Source organism: Cupriavidus sp. SK-3, from assembly GCF_000611145.1.
Taxonomy (GTDB): Bacteria; Pseudomonadota; Gammaproteobacteria; order Burkholderiales; family Burkholderiaceae; genus Cupriavidus.
The window spans coordinates 1-18,763 of the sequence record NZ_JFJV02000251.1 but is presented as its reverse complement, the minus strand read 5'-3'; the positions used below and the strand labels follow the sequence as shown (position 1 = coordinate 18,763).

The 18,763-nt window shown below is 66.4% G+C and carries 16 protein-coding genes, 2 tRNA genes and 1 pseudogene; 6 read left to right on the top strand and 13 right to left on the bottom strand.

From position 1 onward, the window contains the following. Nucleotides 1–131 precede the first annotated feature (131 nt). Complete coding sequence (locus CF70_RS26335; protein ID WP_081862372.1) at nt 132–1,676, top strand: sensor histidine kinase; 1,545 nt, start codon at nt 132–134, stop codon at nt 1,674–1,676. A gap of 267 nt (nt 1,677–1,943) precedes the next feature. Here CF70_RS26335 and CF70_RS26330 read toward each other — a convergent pair. Together CF70_RS26330 and CF70_RS26325 are read right to left on the bottom strand one after the other, a co-directional pair. Then, a tRNA-Asp gene (locus tag CF70_RS26330) sits at nt 1,944–2,020 on the bottom strand. A 77-nt stretch (nt 2,021–2,097) separates the two neighbouring features. Then, nucleotides 2,098–2,173, bottom strand: a tRNA-Glu gene (locus CF70_RS26325). Nucleotides 2,174–2,367: 194 nt separating this feature from the next. Between CF70_RS26325 and CF70_RS26320 the strand changes: the two genes are divergently transcribed. After that, on the top strand, nt 2,368–3,318 hold the full coding sequence (locus CF70_RS26320) for a DMT family transporter (RefSeq protein ID WP_051649040.1): 951 nt from the start codon (nt 2,368–2,370) through the stop codon (nt 3,316–3,318). Between the two features lie 15 nt (nt 3,319–3,333). On the opposite strand, the gene CF70_RS26315 is transcribed toward CF70_RS26320, so the two are convergent. Then, on the bottom strand, nt 3,334–3,756 hold the full coding sequence (locus CF70_RS26315; RefSeq protein WP_035871815.1) for a hypothetical protein: 423 nt from the start codon (nt 3,754–3,756) through the stop codon (nt 3,334–3,336). Nucleotides 3,757–3,937: 181 nt separating this feature from the next. Here CF70_RS26315 and CF70_RS26310 point away from each other — a divergent pair, with 181 nt between their 5' ends. Then, the gene (locus CF70_RS26310; RefSeq protein WP_035871813.1) at nt 3,938–4,465 is read left to right on the top strand and encodes a metal-dependent hydrolase; all 528 of its coding nucleotides are present in this window, start codon (nt 3,938–3,940) and stop codon (nt 4,463–4,465) included. A 174-nt stretch (nt 4,466–4,639) separates the two neighbouring features. Here the strand turns inward: CF70_RS26310 and CF70_RS26305 are convergent, their stop codons facing one another. The 5 genes from CF70_RS26305 to CF70_RS36765 all read right to left on the bottom strand — a co-directional run bounded on the left by CF70_RS26305 (nt 4,640) and on the right by CF70_RS36765 (nt 9,417). Beyond that, a complete protein-coding gene (locus CF70_RS26305; RefSeq protein ID WP_035871811.1) occupies nt 4,640–5,473 on the bottom strand; it encodes a hypothetical protein in 834 nt (277 codons plus the stop codon). 365 nt (nt 5,474–5,838) lie between these two features. Continuing rightward, nucleotides 5,839–7,260 (bottom strand): MFS transporter, encoded by a 1,422-nt coding sequence (locus CF70_RS26300; RefSeq protein ID WP_051649038.1) that lies wholly within the window; start codon nt 7,258–7,260, stop codon nt 5,839–5,841. A gap of 71 nt (nt 7,261–7,331) precedes the next feature. Next, nucleotides 7,332–8,501, bottom strand: coding sequence for a 4-hydroxybenzoate 3-monooxygenase (gene pobA, locus CF70_RS26295; protein ID WP_035871809.1), 1,170 nt, complete (start codon nt 8,499–8,501; stop codon nt 7,332–7,334). A 312-nt stretch (nt 8,502–8,813) separates the two neighbouring features. Beyond that, nucleotides 8,814–9,095, bottom strand: a complete 282-nt coding sequence (locus tag CF70_RS26290; RefSeq protein ID WP_035871805.1) for a hypothetical protein — start codon at nt 9,093–9,095, stop codon at nt 8,814–8,816. A gap of 163 nt (nt 9,096–9,258) precedes the next feature. Beyond that, complete coding sequence (locus CF70_RS36765) at nt 9,259–9,417, bottom strand: hypothetical protein (RefSeq protein WP_160172300.1); 159 nt, start codon at nt 9,415–9,417, stop codon at nt 9,259–9,261. A gap of 310 nt (nt 9,418–9,727) precedes the next feature. Here CF70_RS36765 and CF70_RS26285 point away from each other — a divergent pair, with 310 nt between their 5' ends. Then, nucleotides 9,728–10,357, top strand: a complete 630-nt coding sequence (locus CF70_RS26285) for a response regulator (protein WP_051649036.1) — start codon at nt 9,728–9,730, stop codon at nt 10,355–10,357. Nucleotides 10,358–10,514: 157 nt separating this feature from the next. Here CF70_RS26285 and CF70_RS26280 read toward each other — a convergent pair whose 3' ends face one another. Further along, nucleotides 10,515–11,624 (bottom strand): porin, encoded by a 1,110-nt coding sequence (locus CF70_RS26280; protein ID WP_035871801.1) that lies wholly within the window; start codon nt 11,622–11,624, stop codon nt 10,515–10,517. Nucleotides 11,625–12,052: 428 nt separating this feature from the next. On the opposite strand from CF70_RS26280, the gene CF70_RS26275 reads away from it, so the two are divergent. After that, on the top strand, nt 12,053–13,657 hold the full coding sequence (locus tag CF70_RS26275) for a sel1 repeat family protein (protein ID WP_035871796.1): 1,605 nt from the start codon (nt 12,053–12,055) through the stop codon (nt 13,655–13,657). Continuing rightward, nucleotides 13,605–15,338, top strand: coding sequence for a hypothetical protein (locus tag CF70_RS26270; RefSeq protein WP_035871793.1), 1,734 nt, complete (start codon nt 13,605–13,607; stop codon nt 15,336–15,338). Before CF70_RS26275 ends, CF70_RS26270 begins: the two co-directional genes overlap by 53 nt. Nucleotides 15,339–15,410: 72 nt before the next feature. On the opposite strand, the gene CF70_RS26265 is transcribed toward CF70_RS26270, so the two are convergent. The 4 genes and pseudogenes from CF70_RS26265 to CF70_RS38315 form a co-directional block, all read right to left on the bottom strand. Beyond that, entirely contained in the window at nt 15,411–15,611 is a 201-nt protein-coding gene (locus CF70_RS26265) for a hypothetical protein (protein ID WP_035871790.1), read from the bottom strand. 177 nt (nt 15,612–15,788) lie between these two features. Beyond that, a complete protein-coding gene (gene cysK / locus CF70_RS26260; protein WP_035871788.1) occupies nt 15,789–16,706 on the bottom strand; it encodes a cysteine synthase A in 918 nt (305 codons plus the stop codon). 151 nt (nt 16,707–16,857) lie between these two features. Further along, the gene (locus CF70_RS38320) at nt 16,858–17,442 is read right to left on the bottom strand and encodes a GGDEF domain-containing protein (RefSeq protein WP_255350702.1); all 585 of its coding nucleotides are present in this window, start codon (nt 17,440–17,442) and stop codon (nt 16,858–16,860) included. A gap of 183 nt (nt 17,443–17,625) precedes the next feature. After that, nucleotides 17,626–18,084: pseudogene (locus CF70_RS38315) on the bottom strand (GGDEF domain-containing protein); the annotation flags it as partial. Nucleotides 18,085–18,763 lie beyond the last annotated feature (679 nt).

Here is an 18,763-nt window from a genome sequence, read left to right as displayed (position 1 = left end):
AATCTTATGAATCACTCAATTCGCCCGGCGCCCGCCAGCCGGNGAACCCCTCAATCCGCCCGGCGCCCGCCAGCCGGCGGGTGCGCCGCGGTTTGGGGCGGCGCCTGGTCGGGCTGCCTGATTCGGTGCCGATGCTCAGGCCGATCCGCGTGCGGCTTTCGCTCGTCTTCGTGCTGTTCCTGCTCCTGGTGGTGGGCGTGGGGCTGTTCGGCATCAACCGGCTGAGCAACTTTCATAGCGTGTCCGCGCAGATCAGCGGCCGCTGGCTGCAGAGCAACCGCATCCTGGGCGACCTCAATAATTATATTTCCGACTACCGCGCCTTCGAAGGCGATGCGCTGATCGCGACTTCGCGCGCCGACCTGCGCGCGGCCGAAGAGCAGATCGGCAAGCTGGACGATGTGATCAAGGAGGTCGAGACCCGCTACGGCAAGATCGAGCATGAGCCGGCGGAGCTGGCGCTCTACCAGCAGTTCATGGCGCAGTGGTCCGCTTACCGTCAACTGGTCGACCGCGTGGTGTCGCTGGCCCACCAGAAGGACACGACGCAAGCCGTGGCGCTCTACCGCGGCGAGTCGCGCCGCGCTTTCGAGCAGGCCAACGGCACGCTGGGCGTGCTGACGGAGCGCAATGTCGTCGGCGCCGCGCAGGCCACCGCGCGTGAAGCCGATGCCTATCACGAGGCCCGCCGGCTGATCGCCGGCGCCATCCTGGTGTCGGGCTTCCTGGTGATCGCGGCCGTGGCCTATCTGGTGCGGGCGGTATCCAATCCCATCGCGGCGCTTGTCGAGCGCATGCACCGCATCACCGACAACGATCCGCACGTCGATATCCCCGGTGCCGGGCGCAAGGACGAGATTGGCGAGATTGCCCGCGCGGTGGTGCGCTTCCGGGACAATACGATCGAGCTGGAGCGCAGCAAGGCGGCGCTGGCCGCGCAGACCACGATGCTGCGGGACACGCTGGAGAACGAGCGGCGCCTGGCGGTGCTGCAGCGCAATTTCGTCTCCATGGCTTCGCATGAGTTCCGCACGCCGCTTAACGTGATCGATGGCCACGCGCAGCGGCTCATGCGCATGAAGGATGCGCCCTCCGCCGACGTTCTCGCCGAGCGCTGCGGGCGCATCCGCGTGGCCGTGCGACGCATGGCCAATCTCATCGACCACTTGCTCGACTCCTCGCAGTTGCTCGATGGCGGGCGCCTTGCCACGCTGCAGGGCGTTGATTTTTCGTTGGCAATGCTGGTGCACGAGGTGTGCGAGATGCACCGGGAGAGCTCTCCCGCCGCCGTGATCGAGGAAACCATCGAACCCGGCGTGGGCGAGATTTTCCACGGCGACGCCAAGCTGCTGTTCCAGGCAATCAGCAACCTGATCGGCAACGCGATCAAGTACTCGCCGGCGGGCGTCCCGGTTGCAGTGCGGCTATCCGCGGACACGGAGGCGATCAGCGTCTCCGTGTCCGATCGCGGCATGGGCATTCCCGACAAGGACCGCGACCAGATCTTCGAGCGTTTTGTGCGCGGCGGCAACGTCGCCGGCACGGCAGGCGCGGGCGTTGGCCTGTACCTGGTCAAGCTGGCGGTCGACCTGCACGGTGGCAAGGTCGTGGTGACCAGCAAGGAAGGGCAGGGCTCGTGCTTCGCGGTCCGCCTGCCGCGCGCCGCGGCGGGCTGAAGGTGGCGCATATTCCGTCGCTGCCATGGCCGCGCTGCTTTCGAGGCGGGGACCGACACCTGGGCGAACCTGGAGCATGGGGATCACGCCGAGCGCGGTCGCGGCCGACGCGCGGCCGACGTGGCGATGAACATCGAGGATGTAGCGCTAGCATGCCGGGAGGCTGCCGGGATGACTACAGGCCTACAGGCAAAAAAATAGCCCACCTTGATGGCGGGCTATATTTTTTCCTGGCGGCGCAATCTTCGCGCGGTATGCAGGCAATGCTGGCGGAGTGGACGGGACTCGAACCCGCGACCCCCGGCGTGACAGGCCGGTATTCTAACCAACTGAACTACCACTCCGCAGTGGCTGTGGAAACCGCTCTGAACGATTTCCGACGCGCTTGTAAGAGACCGCCTGTATGGCGTGCTCTCTAAACTGGCGTCCCCTAGGGGATTCGAACCCCTGTACTCACCGTGAAAGGGTGATGTCCTAGGCCTCTAGACGAAGGGGACTTAGACTTGCTCGCTACGTCATGTGAATTTCGTGTCGCGAGGGGCGCGATTGTAACGCCCTTTGGCGAATATGGGAAGGGGGATAGGCCGCGCCGCGCCGGAACAGCCGTTTTTGCCAAGACTGGCGGCAAAGCCACTGCCAGGATGCAGGGCATGCGGGGCATGTCCCCGCGCCGAACCAGGATGCCACTGCGATGCCGACCCGCTCCCAGCCTGCCAGCCCCGCCCCGGGCGGGCGCATGATCAGCCCGACTGCGATCGGCGCCTTCGCCCTGTTGCTGTGGGCAACGCTGCCGCTGCTGACTGCCCAGGCCCGCCGCCTGCCGCCATTCGAGTTGCTGGCACTGAGCTTCGGCGTGGCGTTCCTGATGGGCCTGCCATGGCTGGTGCTGCCGACGCGTGCCGCGCCAGCCGGCCGGCAACCGGGCAGCCGGGGCCGGGCATGGCTGCTCGCCTTCGGCGCCATCTTTCTCTATCACGCGCTGTACTTTTACGCCTTCGCGGTGATCCCGCCAGCCGAGGCCGGCCTGCTCGCCTATCTCTGGCCGCTGCTGATGGTGCTGTTCTCCGCGCTGGCCCCCGGCGGCAGCCTGGGCAGGCGGCAGGTCGCCGCCGCGGTGCTGGGCTTCCTGGGCACCTTGCTGATCGTCGGCGGCGCCCCCCAGGGGTCGCCGTCGGCCTCGTCGGCGGGCGGGCAGGCCGGCGTGGTGCTGGGTTACCTGGCGGCGCTGTCGTGTGCGCTGATCTGGTCGGGATACTCGGTGGCCAACCGGCGCCATGGCGAGGTGCCTAGCACCACGATGGTGAGCGTGTGCGGCGCGGTGGCCTTGTGCGGTGCCTTGTGCCACTTCGCGCTGGAAACCACGGTGATGCCGGATGCCGGCGAATGGCTGGCGGTGCTGCTGCTTGGCGCGGGGCCCACCGGCATCGCCTTCGTGGCATGGGACCACGGCACCAAACATGGCCGCCTGGCCCTGCTGGGGGTACTTTCCTATGGCACGCCCCTGGTGGCTACGCTGCTGCTGGTGTGGTTCGGATTTGCCATGCTGACGTGGACCCTGGCGTGCGCGGCGGCGCTGATCGTCGGCGGCGCGGCGCTCGCCATGATGGCCCCGCGTGCGCCGGCGTTGCCCCGCTCCGCCTGAGCCCTACTGCGTGCCTCAGCGGCCGCGCCGCCGCTCGCGCATGGGGCCATCTGCGTCGATGCTGCCGCCCGCGCTTAGCGGCCCGTCGATGTTCACGGGCCCGTTGACCTGTACGTTGCCTTGCACCACCAGCGGCCCGTGCACGGTGAGCGGGCCATGAAAGACCTTTTGCCGGCCAGCCCCCGGCGGCGGCGCATAGGTTGGCGGCAGGGTGGCGAACCACGCCGCGCTCAGCGGGCCGTGCGCAAGGATGCTGCCGTCCACGGTAAGCGAGCCATGCACGGTGAGCGGACCTTCCACCACCAGCGAACCGCCAACGGTGAGGGGGCCGGTTTCCGCCGGCTGGCTGTGGACTGCCGGCGCCAGCCACAGGGCTACCGCCAGCAGCGTGATCGCCGGCAGGATGACGCGGGCTTGCCGGGCAATGTGCCGTCTCATGACCGTTCCCAGGGTACAGCGGCAGGGTAGCCGCAGGCTGCTTCCAACTTAGTGTGCGTCGCGGTTGCACGCAAGGCCGGCCCACGGCCATGACGATGCGGCCCTTCAACGCTGTCCTTTTGCAGCCCGATCTGCCACCATTGCGGCCCTCGATTTCACGACGACCGCAGAGCGCACGACAATGGCTTCCAGCAAAGCACACCATGCCACCGGATGGGCGGCCGGCCTGATTGCCGCCGCGGTGGTGACCAAGACAGGCGCCGGCGGCACCTTCCATTTCGCCGCAGCGCTTGCCTTCCTGGCGGGCGTGGCCGGCGGCGGTGCGCCCGACTGGCTGGAGGTGGCCTGGTGGTCAAAATCCCGCCGCTTGTGGATTACTCATCGCACCTGGACGCATTGGGGCATCGCCTGGCTGGCCTTGCTGGCGGTGGCGCATCGCTCGCTGGGCTTGCACTGGCTGGCTGCGCCGGCGTTTGGCTTTGCCTGCGGCGGCCTGATGCACTTGCTGGCCGACTGGCCGAATCCGCTTGGCGTGCCGTGGATCCTGGGACGGCACTCGCTGAACTGGTGGAAGAGTGGCCGCTGCGACCTGATGGTGGTGGCCGCCTCGTGGATCGGCGCGCTGGCTCTGTCGCGCCATGTGTGGTTCCACGGGACGCATGGCCTGGACCTGCTGCACTACCTGCGGGCCTGGCATCTGCGGGTTTGAGGGTGCGCGCAAAAAAAAGAGGCGGCCACAAGGGGCCGCCGATCGGGAATGGTGAGGGAGGCAATTCCCTCACTGAAGGCTATCGGCGGCCAAATGTGCCAGATGAACCCCACCGATGTGGGGTGCTGTCTTCGGCATATTAACCCGCAGTGGGAGAGGAGCGGCGCCGCGGCGTCATGCCTCCAGGCAGGCGTCCGCAATACCCGGCAGGCCCGACTCCGAGTCTCGCCGGTCTTGCCTGCGCACTGCAGCCATCAGTTCGGCATGCGCGGCGTCGAGCCAGGCGGTGCGGTGGCGCACGGGATCTCGCGGCGAAAGTTCGCCGGCGGCGACCTCCCGCAAAAAATACTTCACCATGCTGCCCGCGCGGGCGGGCACGGGCATCATGCCCAGCAACTGCCACCGCTGCAGCAGGCCGCGATCGGCCGCATGGCCCAGCGCGGCCCACGCCGTGCGCCCCAGCGCGACGAAGAGTGCCTCGTCATGGGTATGCGCAAGCGCGCCGAGGAAGATTGCCTCGAACACCATGCGCAGCATCGGCACGGCCATCAGTTCCTCCAGGTCGCCATCGAAGGCGAGGCCGCGCCGGGTGGTGGCATACGGCAGCAATGCCAACGGCTGCAACTGCTCGAAGCCTTTGTCCCAGAGCGCCGCCGCGCCGGGCAGGCCGATCAGCTGCGCGATGCGGAAATGATCCAGCATGCGAATCAGGTTGGGCCGCACCAGCCGCCCCCCCAGCTCCACCTGGCGCTTGTTTTCGCGCTGGATGGTGCGTCCGGGCGCATGCCGTTGCATCAGGCTCTCGGTCAGTTCGGCCGCCAGCCTGACGTGCGTGTGTCCCGGTGTGGTGCTCACCAACACCAGCCGCGCGTTCGCATGACTGTGTTCGAATGGCACGTAGGACATCGTGTAGATGCCGTCGCGATCAACCAGCACTGGTTTGTCGATGACAGCCGTCGCCGACCCGCGCCTGATCCGTGCGCAGTACTCTTCCAGGTAATTCGCCAAGGTGTCCCCGCCTTACCACGATTTCTCTCTGGTACATCGGCCCTGTAACCGGGCCTGGCTTTCCTTGCATGTTAGGCCGCGGCGGTGCCGCAGGCAAAGCGGGCGGTGCTGTTTCCTGCCTGCGGACACACATGCTGTGTGGGACAGCGAACCAATCGCGCCGTTGTGCTCATCCTGATGATGGATGGACGCGATGCGGTGATGCGGGCAATCGGTGGATTGCAGGCATGCACGACCGGGTGGTGCGCCGGGCCATGCCGCCTCGGCATTCAGGTATCCATCAGGTCGCGCCCCGGCGAAAAATGCGGCCCTGATCGTGCTTGCGCACGCTGCGTGCCCACATCTCGCCGGCGATGCGCGTGTCGTCAATGCGCGGCGTCGTGCAGGCCAACGGCCTGGCGCGCCGCTGTCCCCGGCCGCGCCGAGGCGATCAGCAGCGCGGCGGTAGCGACGAAGGCCGGCAGCGAGAGCAGGCCGAAGATCTTCCCAAAGCTCCATCCCAGGCCCAGGATCTGCGCGCCCAGCAGCGCGCCGACGATGCCGCCAAAGCGGCCGATGCCGAGCATCCAGGCCACGCCGGTGGCCCGGCATTGCGTGGGATAGAAGCCGGCGGCCAGCGTGGGCATGGAAGATTGCGCGCCGTTCATGCAGGTACCCGCGGCGAACACCAGCACGCCCAGCAGGAAGAGATCGCCGGCACCGTGGCCTACCGCATAGACCAGCGCGCCCGTCAGCGCATAGGTGCCGGCGACAATGCGCCAGGGATGGCCGCGATCCATCAGCCAGCCTACCGTCAGGGTACCGATGCCACCGCCCAGCGGGAACAGCGCGGTGATGAGCGCGGCCTTCTCGATCGGGTAGCCGGCGTCGGCGAACAGCGTCGGCAGCCAGCTCGTCAACAGGTAGAAGATCAGCAAGCCCATGAAGTACGTGGTCCATAGCAGCACGGTGCCGGAGAGAAACCGCGGCATCAGGATGGCGCGCAGCGAGGACATTGCCGAGGGCGCGGCATCCGCGGGTGCGGCCTCCTGGACATGGAAGCGTTCGTCGCCGCGCAGCGCACCGGGGCGGATTCTCGACAGCGCGGCGGCGATGCGTGCGGCCGGCGCCTTGCGCGCCACCATGAACCGCACCGATTCCGGCAGGCAGAAGACCAGCAGCACGGCCAGCGCCAGCGGCGCGATGCCGCCAACCAGCAGCACGGAATGCCAGCCGTAGTGGGGAATCAGCCAGGCCGCGGCAAAGCCCCCGGCCGATGAGCCCAGCGTGAAGCCGCAGAACATGGCGTTGACCGCCAGTGAGCGGCGTCGCGTGGGCGCGTACTCCGACATCAGCGTGACCGCGTTGGGCATGGCCGCGCCGAGGCCGAGGCCGGTCAGGAAGCGTAGCGCCGTGAGCGCTTCGAGCGAAGTCGAGAAGGCCGAGACCACGCTCCAGCCGCCGAAGCACAGCACCGAGCCCACCAGCACGCTCTTGCGGCCAAGGCGGTCGGCCAGCGGCCCGGCCACCAGGGCGCCCGCGGCCAGGCCGAAGAGGGCGGCGCTCATCACCGGCCCGAGATGGGCGCGGCTGACGCCCCATTCCTTGGCCAGCACCGGCGCGATGAAGCCGATCGCCGCGGTATCAAAGCCGTCGGCGGCGACAATCAGGAAGCACAGGATCAGGATGATCCACTGGAAGCGCGAGAACGGCTGGTTGTCGATGAACTGCTGGACGTCGATGCTGGCGCCCGGCAGGCGCGCAGGGTCGTGGGTGGCGGCCGGCTGGCCGCTGTTCGGGGGCGTCATGATGCGGGTCTCCTGCTAGGCCGCTCGTTGGCGGCGGATTCTCGGTATTACTGAAGGCCTGGCGCGAGGCTTCAGTAAGGCAGGCCGACGTAGTTCTCGGCCAGTGACACCTGCGCGGCGTGCGAGCCGGTCAGGTAGTCCAGTTCGGCTTGCTGGATGCGCAGCGCGAAGTCGTCGGCATCGGGGAAGCGGTGCAACAGCGATGTCATCCACCATGAGAAACGCTCCGCCTTCCATACCCGGCGCAGGCATTTCTGCGAGTAAGCGTCAAGCTCGCTGGCATCGCCGTGCAGGTAGCGTGCGATCAGGCCGTCGGCCAGGTAAAGCACATCGCTGGCGGCCAGGTTCAGGCCCTTGGCGCCGGTGGGCGGCACGATATGCGCGGCGTCGCCAGCCAGGAACAGGTTGCCGAAGCGCATCGGTTCGCACACGAAACTGCGCAGCGGCGCGATGCTCTTCTCGATGCTCGCGCCGGTCGCCAGCGCTTCGGCGGCGGGCGCGTCCAGCCGGCTGCGCAGTTCGTCCCAGAAACGTTGGTCGGACCAGTCCTCGACCCGTTCGTCAGCGGCCACCTGGACGTAATAGCGGCTGCGCGTGAGCGAGCGCATGCTGCATAGCGCGAAGCCGCGCTCGTGGCTGGCATAGATCAGTTCATCCGCTACCGGCGGCGTATCGGTGAGCACGCCGAGCCAGCCGAAGGGATAGACCCGCTCGAAGATGCGCTTGGACGGCGCCGGCACGCTGCGCCGCGTGACGCCATGAAAGCCGTCGCAGCCTGCAATGAAATCGCAGCGCAGTTCCTGCAGTTGGCCGTCCTTGCGATAGCGCACGATGGGCGTGGCCGTATCGAAATCGTGCACGCTCACGTCTTCGGCGTCATAGATGGTGACGGCGTTGCCGGCTTCGCGCGCGGCCATTAGGTCGCGGGTGACCTCGGTCTGTCCGTAGACGGTCACGGAACGGCCGATCAGTGCCTGGAAGTCGATGCGGTGGCGCGCGCCGCCGTAAGACAGTTCGATGCCGTGGTGAACCAGGCCGTCGTGATGCAGGCGCTGCGCCACGCCGGCGCGTTCGAGCGCATCGGCGGTCACGCTTTCAAGGATGCCGGCGCGGATACGGCCGAGGATGTAGTCGGGGCTGCGCTGTTCGATGATGACCGCATCGATGCCGGCCTTGGCGAGCAATTGCCCCAGCAGCAGGCCCGAGGGGCCGGCGCCGATGATGGCGACTTGTGTACGCATCGCGTGTCTCCTGGTGCGGTAAGCAGATTGTTGTTGAACGCAACAATAGCGGCGCCGGGCACGGGAGGGAATAGACGGAACGAACCATCAACAGGACAAAACGAACATCCAGGTTTGTCGCCACGCCAGGTGGAATGTCCTGCGGAAACGAGGGATAACCCTAGGTTGTTTGCCTGAAATAAGCCGGGATTGTGAGATCGGTTCCTGCGCGGGGGAGTACGCTAGGCACGTCGTCATGGCGCGATAGCCTTCACATTCCATACATGCGAGCGTCGATGGTGGCGCTTGCTGCACGCTTCAGGCCGGGGGCCGTCAGCGAACCAGTCGCTGCTCTTTGCGGCAAGCCTTGCAGACGTGTTCAAGGCCATCCTGGCGCCGCGCATCGCGCGCGAAGAACTCGCCGTCGGCGGGCCAGTGCTCGCCGCAATGCCGGCACAGTTTCAGCGGACCGATATCGGACATCAGGAGATCGGCGGTTGCCCGCTTGGCGCCGGCGTGGCACGCGGGTTTGGCGCGCGGCGCGGGCGCGTCTTGCGTGACGCCGGCGGTGATGGCGCGGTGGATCTGTCGCGGCAGGGCGGCGCGATCGTACATGGTCTCTCCTTGCCTTGGGAATGGGGCGGTTTGGATTGGGGCGCAGCGGGATTCCGTGGTGCGGCTGAAATACGCCGTTACCAAATGGCGCGTTGATGATGGCCCTTGGGACCGGAGGGGGGATGGGCCGGTGGCGCGAGGCATGTTTCCGGGCTGCGGAAACTCACTGCCCGGCCAGGCCGGACCACGCCATCAGCAACCATCCGATGCCGGTGCAGGCGCCAAGCCAGCCAAGCACCACCAGCGCGATGGTCGACCACTTCACCGGGACTGCCGCGCGGGCGCCACGTTCGATATGCGTGACGTGATGCTGGTGGCGCATGACAGCGTGGCGGGCAGTGGCAGTAACTTCGGACGGGAGCGGCTCATGCTTACTTTCCTTGGCTAGGCAAGACACGACTTGCACAAGGGGGCAGCTTAGCGCCCCTGTGACGCGGGTGTGTGTCCGGGTTGTAAGGAAATGTGCACGGGACAAAAGTGCACCAGCCTCGCCATGGCTCATCCCGGTTACCTTGAGAGTTCGCTTGGTTTCGTCGATGCATTGAGATAATTCACGCCTCATAGCAGAAAATTCCTAGAGCCTGTTAGGCAGAGTCTTAGCCAAAATCGCACGCTAGCTAACAGGGATTGATATGGACCAAGTCGAAGTGGAAGAGCGGTTATCCGTGGTGGCTGTGGACGACCATCCGTTTATCCTCGAGTCGATCCGCGCCAACTTGCACAGGCACGGCCGCTACGCGCTGGTGGCCGTCGCGGCGGACGGGGTGGAGGGGCTGCGCGTGCTACGGCAATTGCGCCCGGCGCTGGCTGTGGTCGATATCAACCTGCCGGGCCTGGACGGGCTGGAAGTGGTGCGCCGCGTCTGCGCGATAGAGCCGCCGACCCGGATCGTGGTGCTGTCGGGCGGCGATCCCGAACGCGATGCGCAACTGGCGCGCTGGGCTGGCGCGAGCGCCTACGTGAGCAAGTCGCATCCCTTTCACCTGCTGGCGGCGGCACTCGACATGGTGCAGCAGGGTTATGCCGTCTTTCCCGAAGCCATCTGCAACGCGGGCAACGATGGTGAAACCACGGCCAATGCCACGCGGCTCACACCGCGCGAGTCGCGCGTGCACCAGTTGCTGTCTGATGGGTATGACAACCTGGAAATAGCGACGCGGCTGGGGATTTCGCCAAAGACCGTGGCTACCTTCAAGCACCGGGTTGCCAGGAAGCTGGCACGGCCCGGCGACGCCACGCCGCGCTTGCCGCAAGCCAGCTGATCTGGGCGATTGGCGGAAGCGTTGATGTGCGAGGGCATCACGAAACAGGAGCGCGCATGCCTTGCCGGCATGCGCGCTCCTGTTTCATGGCCGACCCGCGCAACGGGTGCCGGCCGGCCATCAGCACTCTTTCAGGCTTACTGCGGGACGGCCACCATCAGAAGATGTGGCGAATGCCGGCCACGGCGCCGAACTGGTTCCTGTTGCCGGGGTTGGCGTCGGCCGTCGTATTGGTGGCGGCGGCAACGCCGGTCAGCGGGCCATTGTTACCGTTCAGGCCCAGTTCGGATTCACCACGGTTGCGGGCGTAGGCCAGGTTCAGGTAGATATCCGTGCGCTTGGACAGTGCATAGTCGCTCGACACGACGAACAGCCACGGATCGGCCGAGACGCGGCGTGCGTCTTCATAGTAGGCGGCGCCGGTGAGCTTCAGGGCCGGCGTCACGTTGTAAGCCATGCCGGCCCACATCAGGTTGGAGCTTACCTTGGCCGTGGTGGTGGTGGTTTCGCCCATGCTGTTTTGCACCATCCAGTTGCCGCCGCGCGCATAGCGATAGCCGAGGAAGGCCTTGGCCGGGCCGAAGGCATATCCACCGGCGATCGAGGCGCTGCGCGCGTTGATTTCCCCGGTATTGCGCTGCTCATACATGACACCCACATCGAACGGGCCGCTGGCGTAGGCCAGGCTGGCGCCGTACTCGCGGTTCTTGCCGCCCTGGCCGGCGGTTTCCTTGCCATCGTAGGCAAAGCTGTACATGGCGGCGGCGGTGAGGCCGTTGAAATTGCCCACGTACTTCACCGAGTTGTTGGCGCGGCTCATGAAGCCGGCGTCGAGCGAGGTAACCGAGTAGCGCGCCGAGATGGACATCGGGTCATAGCGCAGGCCGAAGTCATACATCGGCGTACTCTGGCGGCCCAGGGTCAGCGTGCCGAACTCGCCTTGCAGGCCAACCGTTGCAGCCCGGTTGAACAAACCATCCTTGCTGCCGGTGCCGTCGTCGACGGAGAAGCCGCTTTCCAGCTGGAACAGCGCCTTCAACCCGCCGCCCAGGTCTTCCACGCCGCGCAGGCCCCAGCGCGAGCCGGACATATTGCCCGACTGCATGGCCACGCGGCTATTGGTGTTATTTGCCTTGGTGGCGCCGTTGGCATTGGAAAGGTACTCGATGCCGACGTCTGCCACGCCATACAGCGTCACGCTCGATTGCGCCTGGGCGCTGGCGGCGAAGAGGGTGGCTGCGGCTACTGCGAACAGCTTGATTTTCATGGGTTTTCCTTGATGAGTTAATCGGGGAACGTCCACCGTTCGACAGGAATTATGTGAGGCGATGCGCGGGGATAAGAAGCGGGTGTTCGGGTGGTGTTGTAATTAGGAAACTTGTTTTTGACTAATTATTTCTTCTTTTAAATCAAAGACTTGCTTTGAATTTATGTTGATGTAAATGATTTTTAATAAAAAATAATCATAATTTAATTCGGTTGTAAATTTGTTTTTTCAATTTATTGGATTTTTTTAGTTTGAATATAAAGATGTTGTGAATAGGCGATTGCCATAACATCAGCCGGAGCCACATCCATCCATTCGCCATGCCATTCCGCGAGAACAGCAACGCGCCGAGCGGTGGTCTCTTTCTCCCTGGCCTGTTACCTGGCTCGATCCAACCCAACTCAACCTTGCAGGAGGTTTGCCGCGCCATGGCGTCTCGCTCTTTCCTCGCCGCCATGCAGCGGGCCCGATGTGGCGATGTCGCCGCGCAGATCGGGCTTGGCAAGGCCTATCTCTACGGGCATGACGGTGCCGCCGCGAACCAGCAGAGCGCTTTGTTCTGGCTGGCGCGTGCGGAGCAGGGCGGAGCGGCCTGCGTGCGGCGGATGATCTGGGAAGACATCGCGCTGGACGTGGCGCGCCGCTCATTGCAGGCCGATCTGGTGCTGGCCTGCTACGCGGAGGGCGGCCGGGCCGGTTCGAGCGTGGCACGCTGGCGCTACGCGCAATGGGCGCTGGCTCCGGACGCCCGGCCGCAATCCGATCGCGCGCTGGCGCTGGCATGGTTGCGCGAACTTGCCGACGAGGGGCATGCCGAGGCGGCTTTCAGGCTGTTGGCATGGCTGCGAGCGCAGCCTGCCCAGCCAACGCATGCGGACGAACTGGCGCGGCTGGCGCGGCTCGCGGCGGTCCCACCGGCCGGCGGAGCCGGGCCAGCCGCTGGCGGCACCGAAGCGGCCGACCCGCCTGGTTTGCTGGCGCAGGCCGAGGCGCTGCTTGACCATGCCGACAGGCATCCCGACGTGATCCGGTTCGGGCGCCAGCTGCTCGAACGCGCGGCGCGTACCGGTTCGGCCGACGCCCAGTTCCGGCTGGGGCTCTGGCATGGCCAGATGGATCGCCAGGCCCGCACGCTCGACGCCGGTGAGCGCATTGGCAAGGCCAGCCATACCGAGGCCCAGCGCTGGTTGTCGCGTGCCGCGGCGCAGGGACATGCCGAAGCAAGCTATGCGCTGGCCTGCCTCTACCGCAACCGCCACTTCACGCGTTACAGCGTGGGGCTTGCAGACGAGGCGCTTGGCAAGGCCGCGGCGCTTGGCCATGCCGAGGCCCAATACCAGTTAGGCCGGCGCTTGTGGCGCAGGCGCGGCGTCGACCTGGCCAGCCGGCTGGAAGCCAGTGCCTGGCTATGGCTGAGCGCACGCAATGGCGTGACCCAGGCCGATGACATGCTGCGCCGCCTGATCGAGCCCGCACGCCCCGCCTCGCAGCGCCAGTGGGACCAGGCGGCGCGCTACGTCATGTGCATGTCCCTGAGCGGCCCCCTGCGGCTCATGGGCATGCGGGTACGGCTGGCGCATGCATTCGGGCTGGAGCGCAACGAGATGATGTGGCTGGATCCGCTGCAGGCCCGGCACGGGCACTGCCTCGCCGTCGACGTGTCTGTCGCCTGCTCTCGCGCCAGGCCGCGACTGATCCTGCTGGACAGCGCGCTGCAGCAGCGCGTACTTGCCGAGGCCTGCACGCTGTTCAGGGGCGGACCGAAGGCTGGCGGAGAGGGCGGAGAGGGTGATGAAGGCGGTGAAGACGATCGCCTGGCTCGCCTCGACCTGCTGCTGGAACTGGCCCGGCCTAGGCTGCGGAAGGTGTTGCCCGGCGCGGCAGCCAACGGACCTGGGCGCGGCCGCACGCAGGATCGGCAGCCTGCCTATAATGCCGGATCCGATACCCAGTCCGCCGCGCGCGGCGCCGAGATCAGCCATGACGATCCTGCTCGATACCTCCATTTCACGCACTCTGGATGGCCTGACTGAGCGCCTTGCCTCCCTGCCCGGCACGCGCGTGGAAGCCTGGGTGTTCGAGGATGCCGCCGCGCGCCGCGCCGCAGAGCATCGCCTGGCCGCAGCGGGTGTGGCGGCGGTCATCCGCAGCGCCTACAAGCCGCTGCTGCATTTCTTCCTGGATGAACTGGGCCTGGAACTCGATCGCGGCCCACTTGCAGGCGTGCGCGACATCGCCGTGCGCCTGCCTGCCGCCACGACGGCAACGGCACAGCGTTTCCGGCTGGAAGCCTATCCGCTCGCCGGCATGCTGCCTGGGGGCAGGCTGCGCCTGGACGAGGGCGACGACCCGGGGCACTATGCCGTCCAGCTCGATGGCGGCGTTGCCCATCGCGTATTCGTGCCGCTAGCGGCGTCGGGCGCGCCGTGCGGGTGGCTGCGTGTGTGGCAGGGTGACACCTGCCTGGAGGACGGGCCGCTGGCCACCGAGTTCGAACTGGCATTCGCCGCCGCCATGAATGCGATCCGCAGCCATGGCTGGGGGGTGCAGGCGCCCTATTTCGAAGTCCTGCGCATTGGCATCGGCACAGGCGGCATCGAGCGCCGGCTGTCCTGTCAGGACGAGTGCATCAGTACGCGCGAAGCCCTGCACGAAGACCTGTATTTCTCCATCCTGGAGTTCTTCCAGGATCGCGCCGGCTTGCCGCGCGGCGATCGTACCTTGCAACCCGGCCAGATCGTGCCCGATGTGCGCGGCACGGATGGCGCCGATGGCGCTACACGGGTGCGCGTGGAATTGCTGCCGCATCCGCGCGCAGTGGCCGCCGACGCTGCCGGGACGGCGCTTTCCGCCGACGCGCTCGCCGGGCTCTCCCGGCCGCTGACACCGGACGAAGCCGCCGTCGAGATGCAAGCGCTCGGCGGCAAGCGCTTCAGCGCCCTGTCCACGCAGGGGCGCGTGGTCCACGCCACCCACATCGAAGGCTCGCTGCCGGGGCTGGTGATTTCCGGTGGCCAGCATGCCAACGAAACCTCTGGCGTGGTGGGTGCGCTGCGCGCGGCACACGCGCTGAAGCAACACCCGCATGCACACTTCGCCCTGATCGCACTGGAAAATCCCGACGGCGCGGCCTTGCATGTGCATTTGCGCGAGGACAACCCCCGCCATATGTCGCATGCCGCGCGCTACACGGCATTGGGCGACGACCTCGAGGCACGCACGGCGCCGCCGTTCGGGGAGAAGGCGGCGCGGCTGGAGGCGATCGAGCGTACCGGCGCGGGGCTGCACATGAGCCTGCATGGCTATCCCGCCCACGAATGGACGCGCCCGCTTACCGGCTATGTGCCGCCGGGCTTCGAGACCTGGACCATTCCCAAGGGTTTCTTCCTGATCCTGCGCCATCACGCGGGGCGCGATGGCACGGCATTCATGCAGGCGCTGACTGCGCAACTCGCGGCCTCGCCGGAACTGGCCGGATTCAACGCCCGGCAACTCGCCATCTGGGGCAGCCACGCCGGCGAGGTGCCATTCCCGGTGCTTAACGGGATTCCCTGCATGATCGTCGAGGATCATCGTTCAACCGTGCCCTTCACCCTGGTCACCGAGTTCCCGGACCAGACCATCTATGGCGACGCCTTCCGACTGGCGCATACGACGCAGATGCGGACCGTGCTGGCCGCGGCGGAACTGTATTGGGCGGGGCTGCTGAACTGAGGCCAGGCGGCTCAGGGGTTGCATGCCGGTGGGTGCGTGGCGGGGCAGGGCAAGGGCCCCGGCCAGATGGCTTCAATGGATCGTGCGTGTCACTTTGACGTGCGGCACCGTTGTCGCTGCCGTGCTTTCGGGCGTGGCGCCTTCGTCCTGCTCGATCATGGTGGCCGCGAGGCTGAGCGCAGCCTGCATCTCTTCATGCGACAGGCCGGACGATAGCGCAAGACGCACCGCCAGGGATGCCAGTCGTGCGACTTCATAACTTGGGATGCTCATCTCAACTCCTTGTGTCAACGCTTTACTTGGCCCCGCCGTGCGGGGCAGCGGGACCGGTGGTGCGCCAGATCGGCAAAATCGGCAGCCGGCGCGCTCTTGCGCCGGCACCTGTCAATCTCCAGTATGGTTCACCGCGGGCCGCGCTGCCTGAAGAGAATCCCGCGGCGGCACGCGGCCTTATGCTGGCAGGAAGCCTTCCACAGTGAGATAGCGCTCGCCGGTGTCGTAATTGAAGCCCAGCACGGTGGCACCGGCCGGCAGGTCGGGCAGTTTCTGGGCAATGCCGGCAAGGGTGGCGCCGGACGAGATACCCACCAGCATGCCCTCTTCGCGTGCGGCGCGGCGCGCCATCTCGCGTGCCGGCTCGGCGTCGACCTGGATGACGCCGTCCAGCAGTTCGGTATCCAGGTTCCTGGGAATGAAGCCGGCGCCGATGCCCTGGATCGGGTGCGGTGCGGGCGCGCCGCCGGAGATGACCGGCGAGGCCACAGGCTCGACCGCGAATACCTTCAGCGCGGGCCACTTCTGTTTCAGTACGCGGGCGCAGCCGGTGATATGGCCGCCCGTGCCCACGCCGGTAATCAGGGCGTCGATGCCCTGCGGGAAGTCCGCCAGGATCTCCAGCGCCGTGGCCCGGACATGTGCTTCGATATTGGCGGGATTCTCGAATTGCTGCGGCATCCATGCGCCGGGCGTGGCTGCCACCAGTTCCTCGGCACGGGCGATCGCGCCCTTCATGCCTTTTTCGCGCGGGGTCAGGTCGAAGGTGGCGCCATAGGCCAGCATCAGGCGGCGGCGTTCCACCGACATGCTGTCGGGCATCACCAGCACCAGCTTGTAGCCTTTGACCGCGGCCACCATGGCCAGGCCGATCCCGGTATTGCCCGAGGTGGGCTCGATGATGGTGCCGCCGGGCTTGAGCAGGCCGGACTGCTCGGCTGCCTCGACCATCGACAGGGCGATCCGGTCCTTGATGGAGCCTCCGGGGTTGGAGCGCTCGGACTTGATCCAGACCTGATGCGTATCGCCAAAGAGCCGCTGGACGCGGATATGCGGCGTATTGCCAATGGTCTGCAGGATGTTGTCGACCTTCATTCGGAATCTCCAGGGATGTTTTCTAACCGGACTCGCGAGTGCGTCCGGACTAGCATGCGCTGGGGGATTCTAGCCGGGCAGTGGATGGCCATGCGAATTTCCCGTCATATCGGCACGGGCAAGCGCTGGCGGGCGCGCGGCTGCCCGGCGCTCAGTGGCAGGCTTCGGTGTGCGCAGGCAGGCAGAGGTCGCGCGCGGGCAGCGATTCCAGTTCCGAGGCGAGGACGACGCGGCTGCGGCCGCGCCGCTTGGCCTCATACAGCGCGCGGTCGGCGCCGCCAAAGAGCTTGTCCCAGGTGGCCGTCCCGCCGCCCTGGCCGTCGCGGATCTGCGCCACGCCGATGCTGGCACTGGCGAATCCGCCAAGCTCGTGCGGCAAGGCGATGGCGCGGATGCCTCGCAGGATGCGGTTGGCCAGCAGGATGGCATCGGCTTCGGTGGTATGCGGGCAAAGCACGCAGAATTCTTCCCCGCCATAACGGCCCGCCAGGTCCGTGGCGCGGTGCGTTTCCTTCAGGACCTTGCCGATCTGTTGCAGGATGCGGTCGCCCGCCCGGTGTCCGCTGTTGTCATTGATGCGCTTGAAGCGATCGATGTCGATTACCAGGCAGCTCAGCGGATGGCCGTGGCGCGTGAATTCGGCGGACAGCACCCGGGCGGCGTCATCCATGGCGCCGCGGTTCAACAGCCCGGTCAACGGATCGAGGCGCGCCTGCTTTTCCTGTTCGGCCAGCATTCCCTCCATGGTCATCAGCGTAAAGCCAGCCAGGCCGGCGAGGATTGCCACGAAGGCAGGCAGCAGGCGCAGCTGGAACAGGACCCCGGCATCCAGGCTGGACGCCGGGGCGCCCGCCTTGAGTACCGCATACAGGCCGCAGCACTGCGCCAGCCATTGCAGGCCGCACGCCGTCAGCACCNNCCCCGGGGGGGGGCGGGGGCGGGTCAGTGCTTGCGGCCGTTGCAACAGGTAAGCGAGCGTGAAGCAGGCGGTGACGGCAGCCACCGCGTAGCCAGTGATTTCGGCCAGGCGGCTGCCGTTGCCCAGCGCGGCGGCAGCGAGCACGGCGACGATGGCGAGCGCACCGGCAGTGAGCGGGCGGGAGTCCGCCGATTGGTGGCCATCGGCCAGCAACACGCCGCGATGGATCAGCAGCTGGGCGGCCACGCCAAAGAGCGGCGCCAGCAGCAGGAACCAGGCCAGCCCGCCCCGGGCATCGATGACCAGCAGGCCCGCGGCGCAGGCGAACACCTGTCCCGCACCCCAGGCGCGGCCGGCCGCGCTCTGGCGCAGGGCCATCATCAGGGCCGCGAGGATGCATTGCGTGGCGGTGAACAGGACAAGCAATGCCATCACGGCAGTGCCCTCATCTGACTGCATGAGAATTCCCATCGAGTTCGGCGCGCGGTCGATGCGCCGGAGCTTGCCTTCGAAGGTGGGTTCGCGCGTGTTGCGTGGAGCCCGTCTGTGCGCCCTGGCTGGGTTGCGACATTCCCGAATGCGGCATGCCGCCGGCGCATGTCCGGTGTGGTCTTGCCGAGGTGAACATGTTCTTCTGTTTGAAAAAATTCTACACAGCGAAGCGCCGCAAATGCCTTGTTTTCACCGCGTGTGACAATTGTTGACATTGGCCCCGAGGCGCGTGATCTAATATTCCCTTGGCGGTTGCGCCGGACGGGCGGTATGCGTTGTATTACGGCCCTGGCCATGGCGGCGCGACGCGTGGCTGTTGGTCACCGCTGACTCGTCAGCGCCGAATTTCCGGCACGTACTGTGATATTTTTACTTTGCAGAAAGTGCCAATAATGCCAACAATGCAAAAAATATCCACTTTGTAATAATCTTCACCGGGCGCGGTGGGCACCCTGGCGCAGCGACTCCGCGTAGGCGTGCTGCCGTTGGCAACACCCGGGCGCGGCCAGGCCTGGCGGATTCCGTCAGTGCGCCAATCGAAGCGGTCGGAGCCAGGAATCCGGCACTATCAAGCAACTGTTGCACCTTTCCGCATTTGCCCTAGTGCTTCATCAAATTTGCTCCGAGAAACCTCGCCATTCATGGC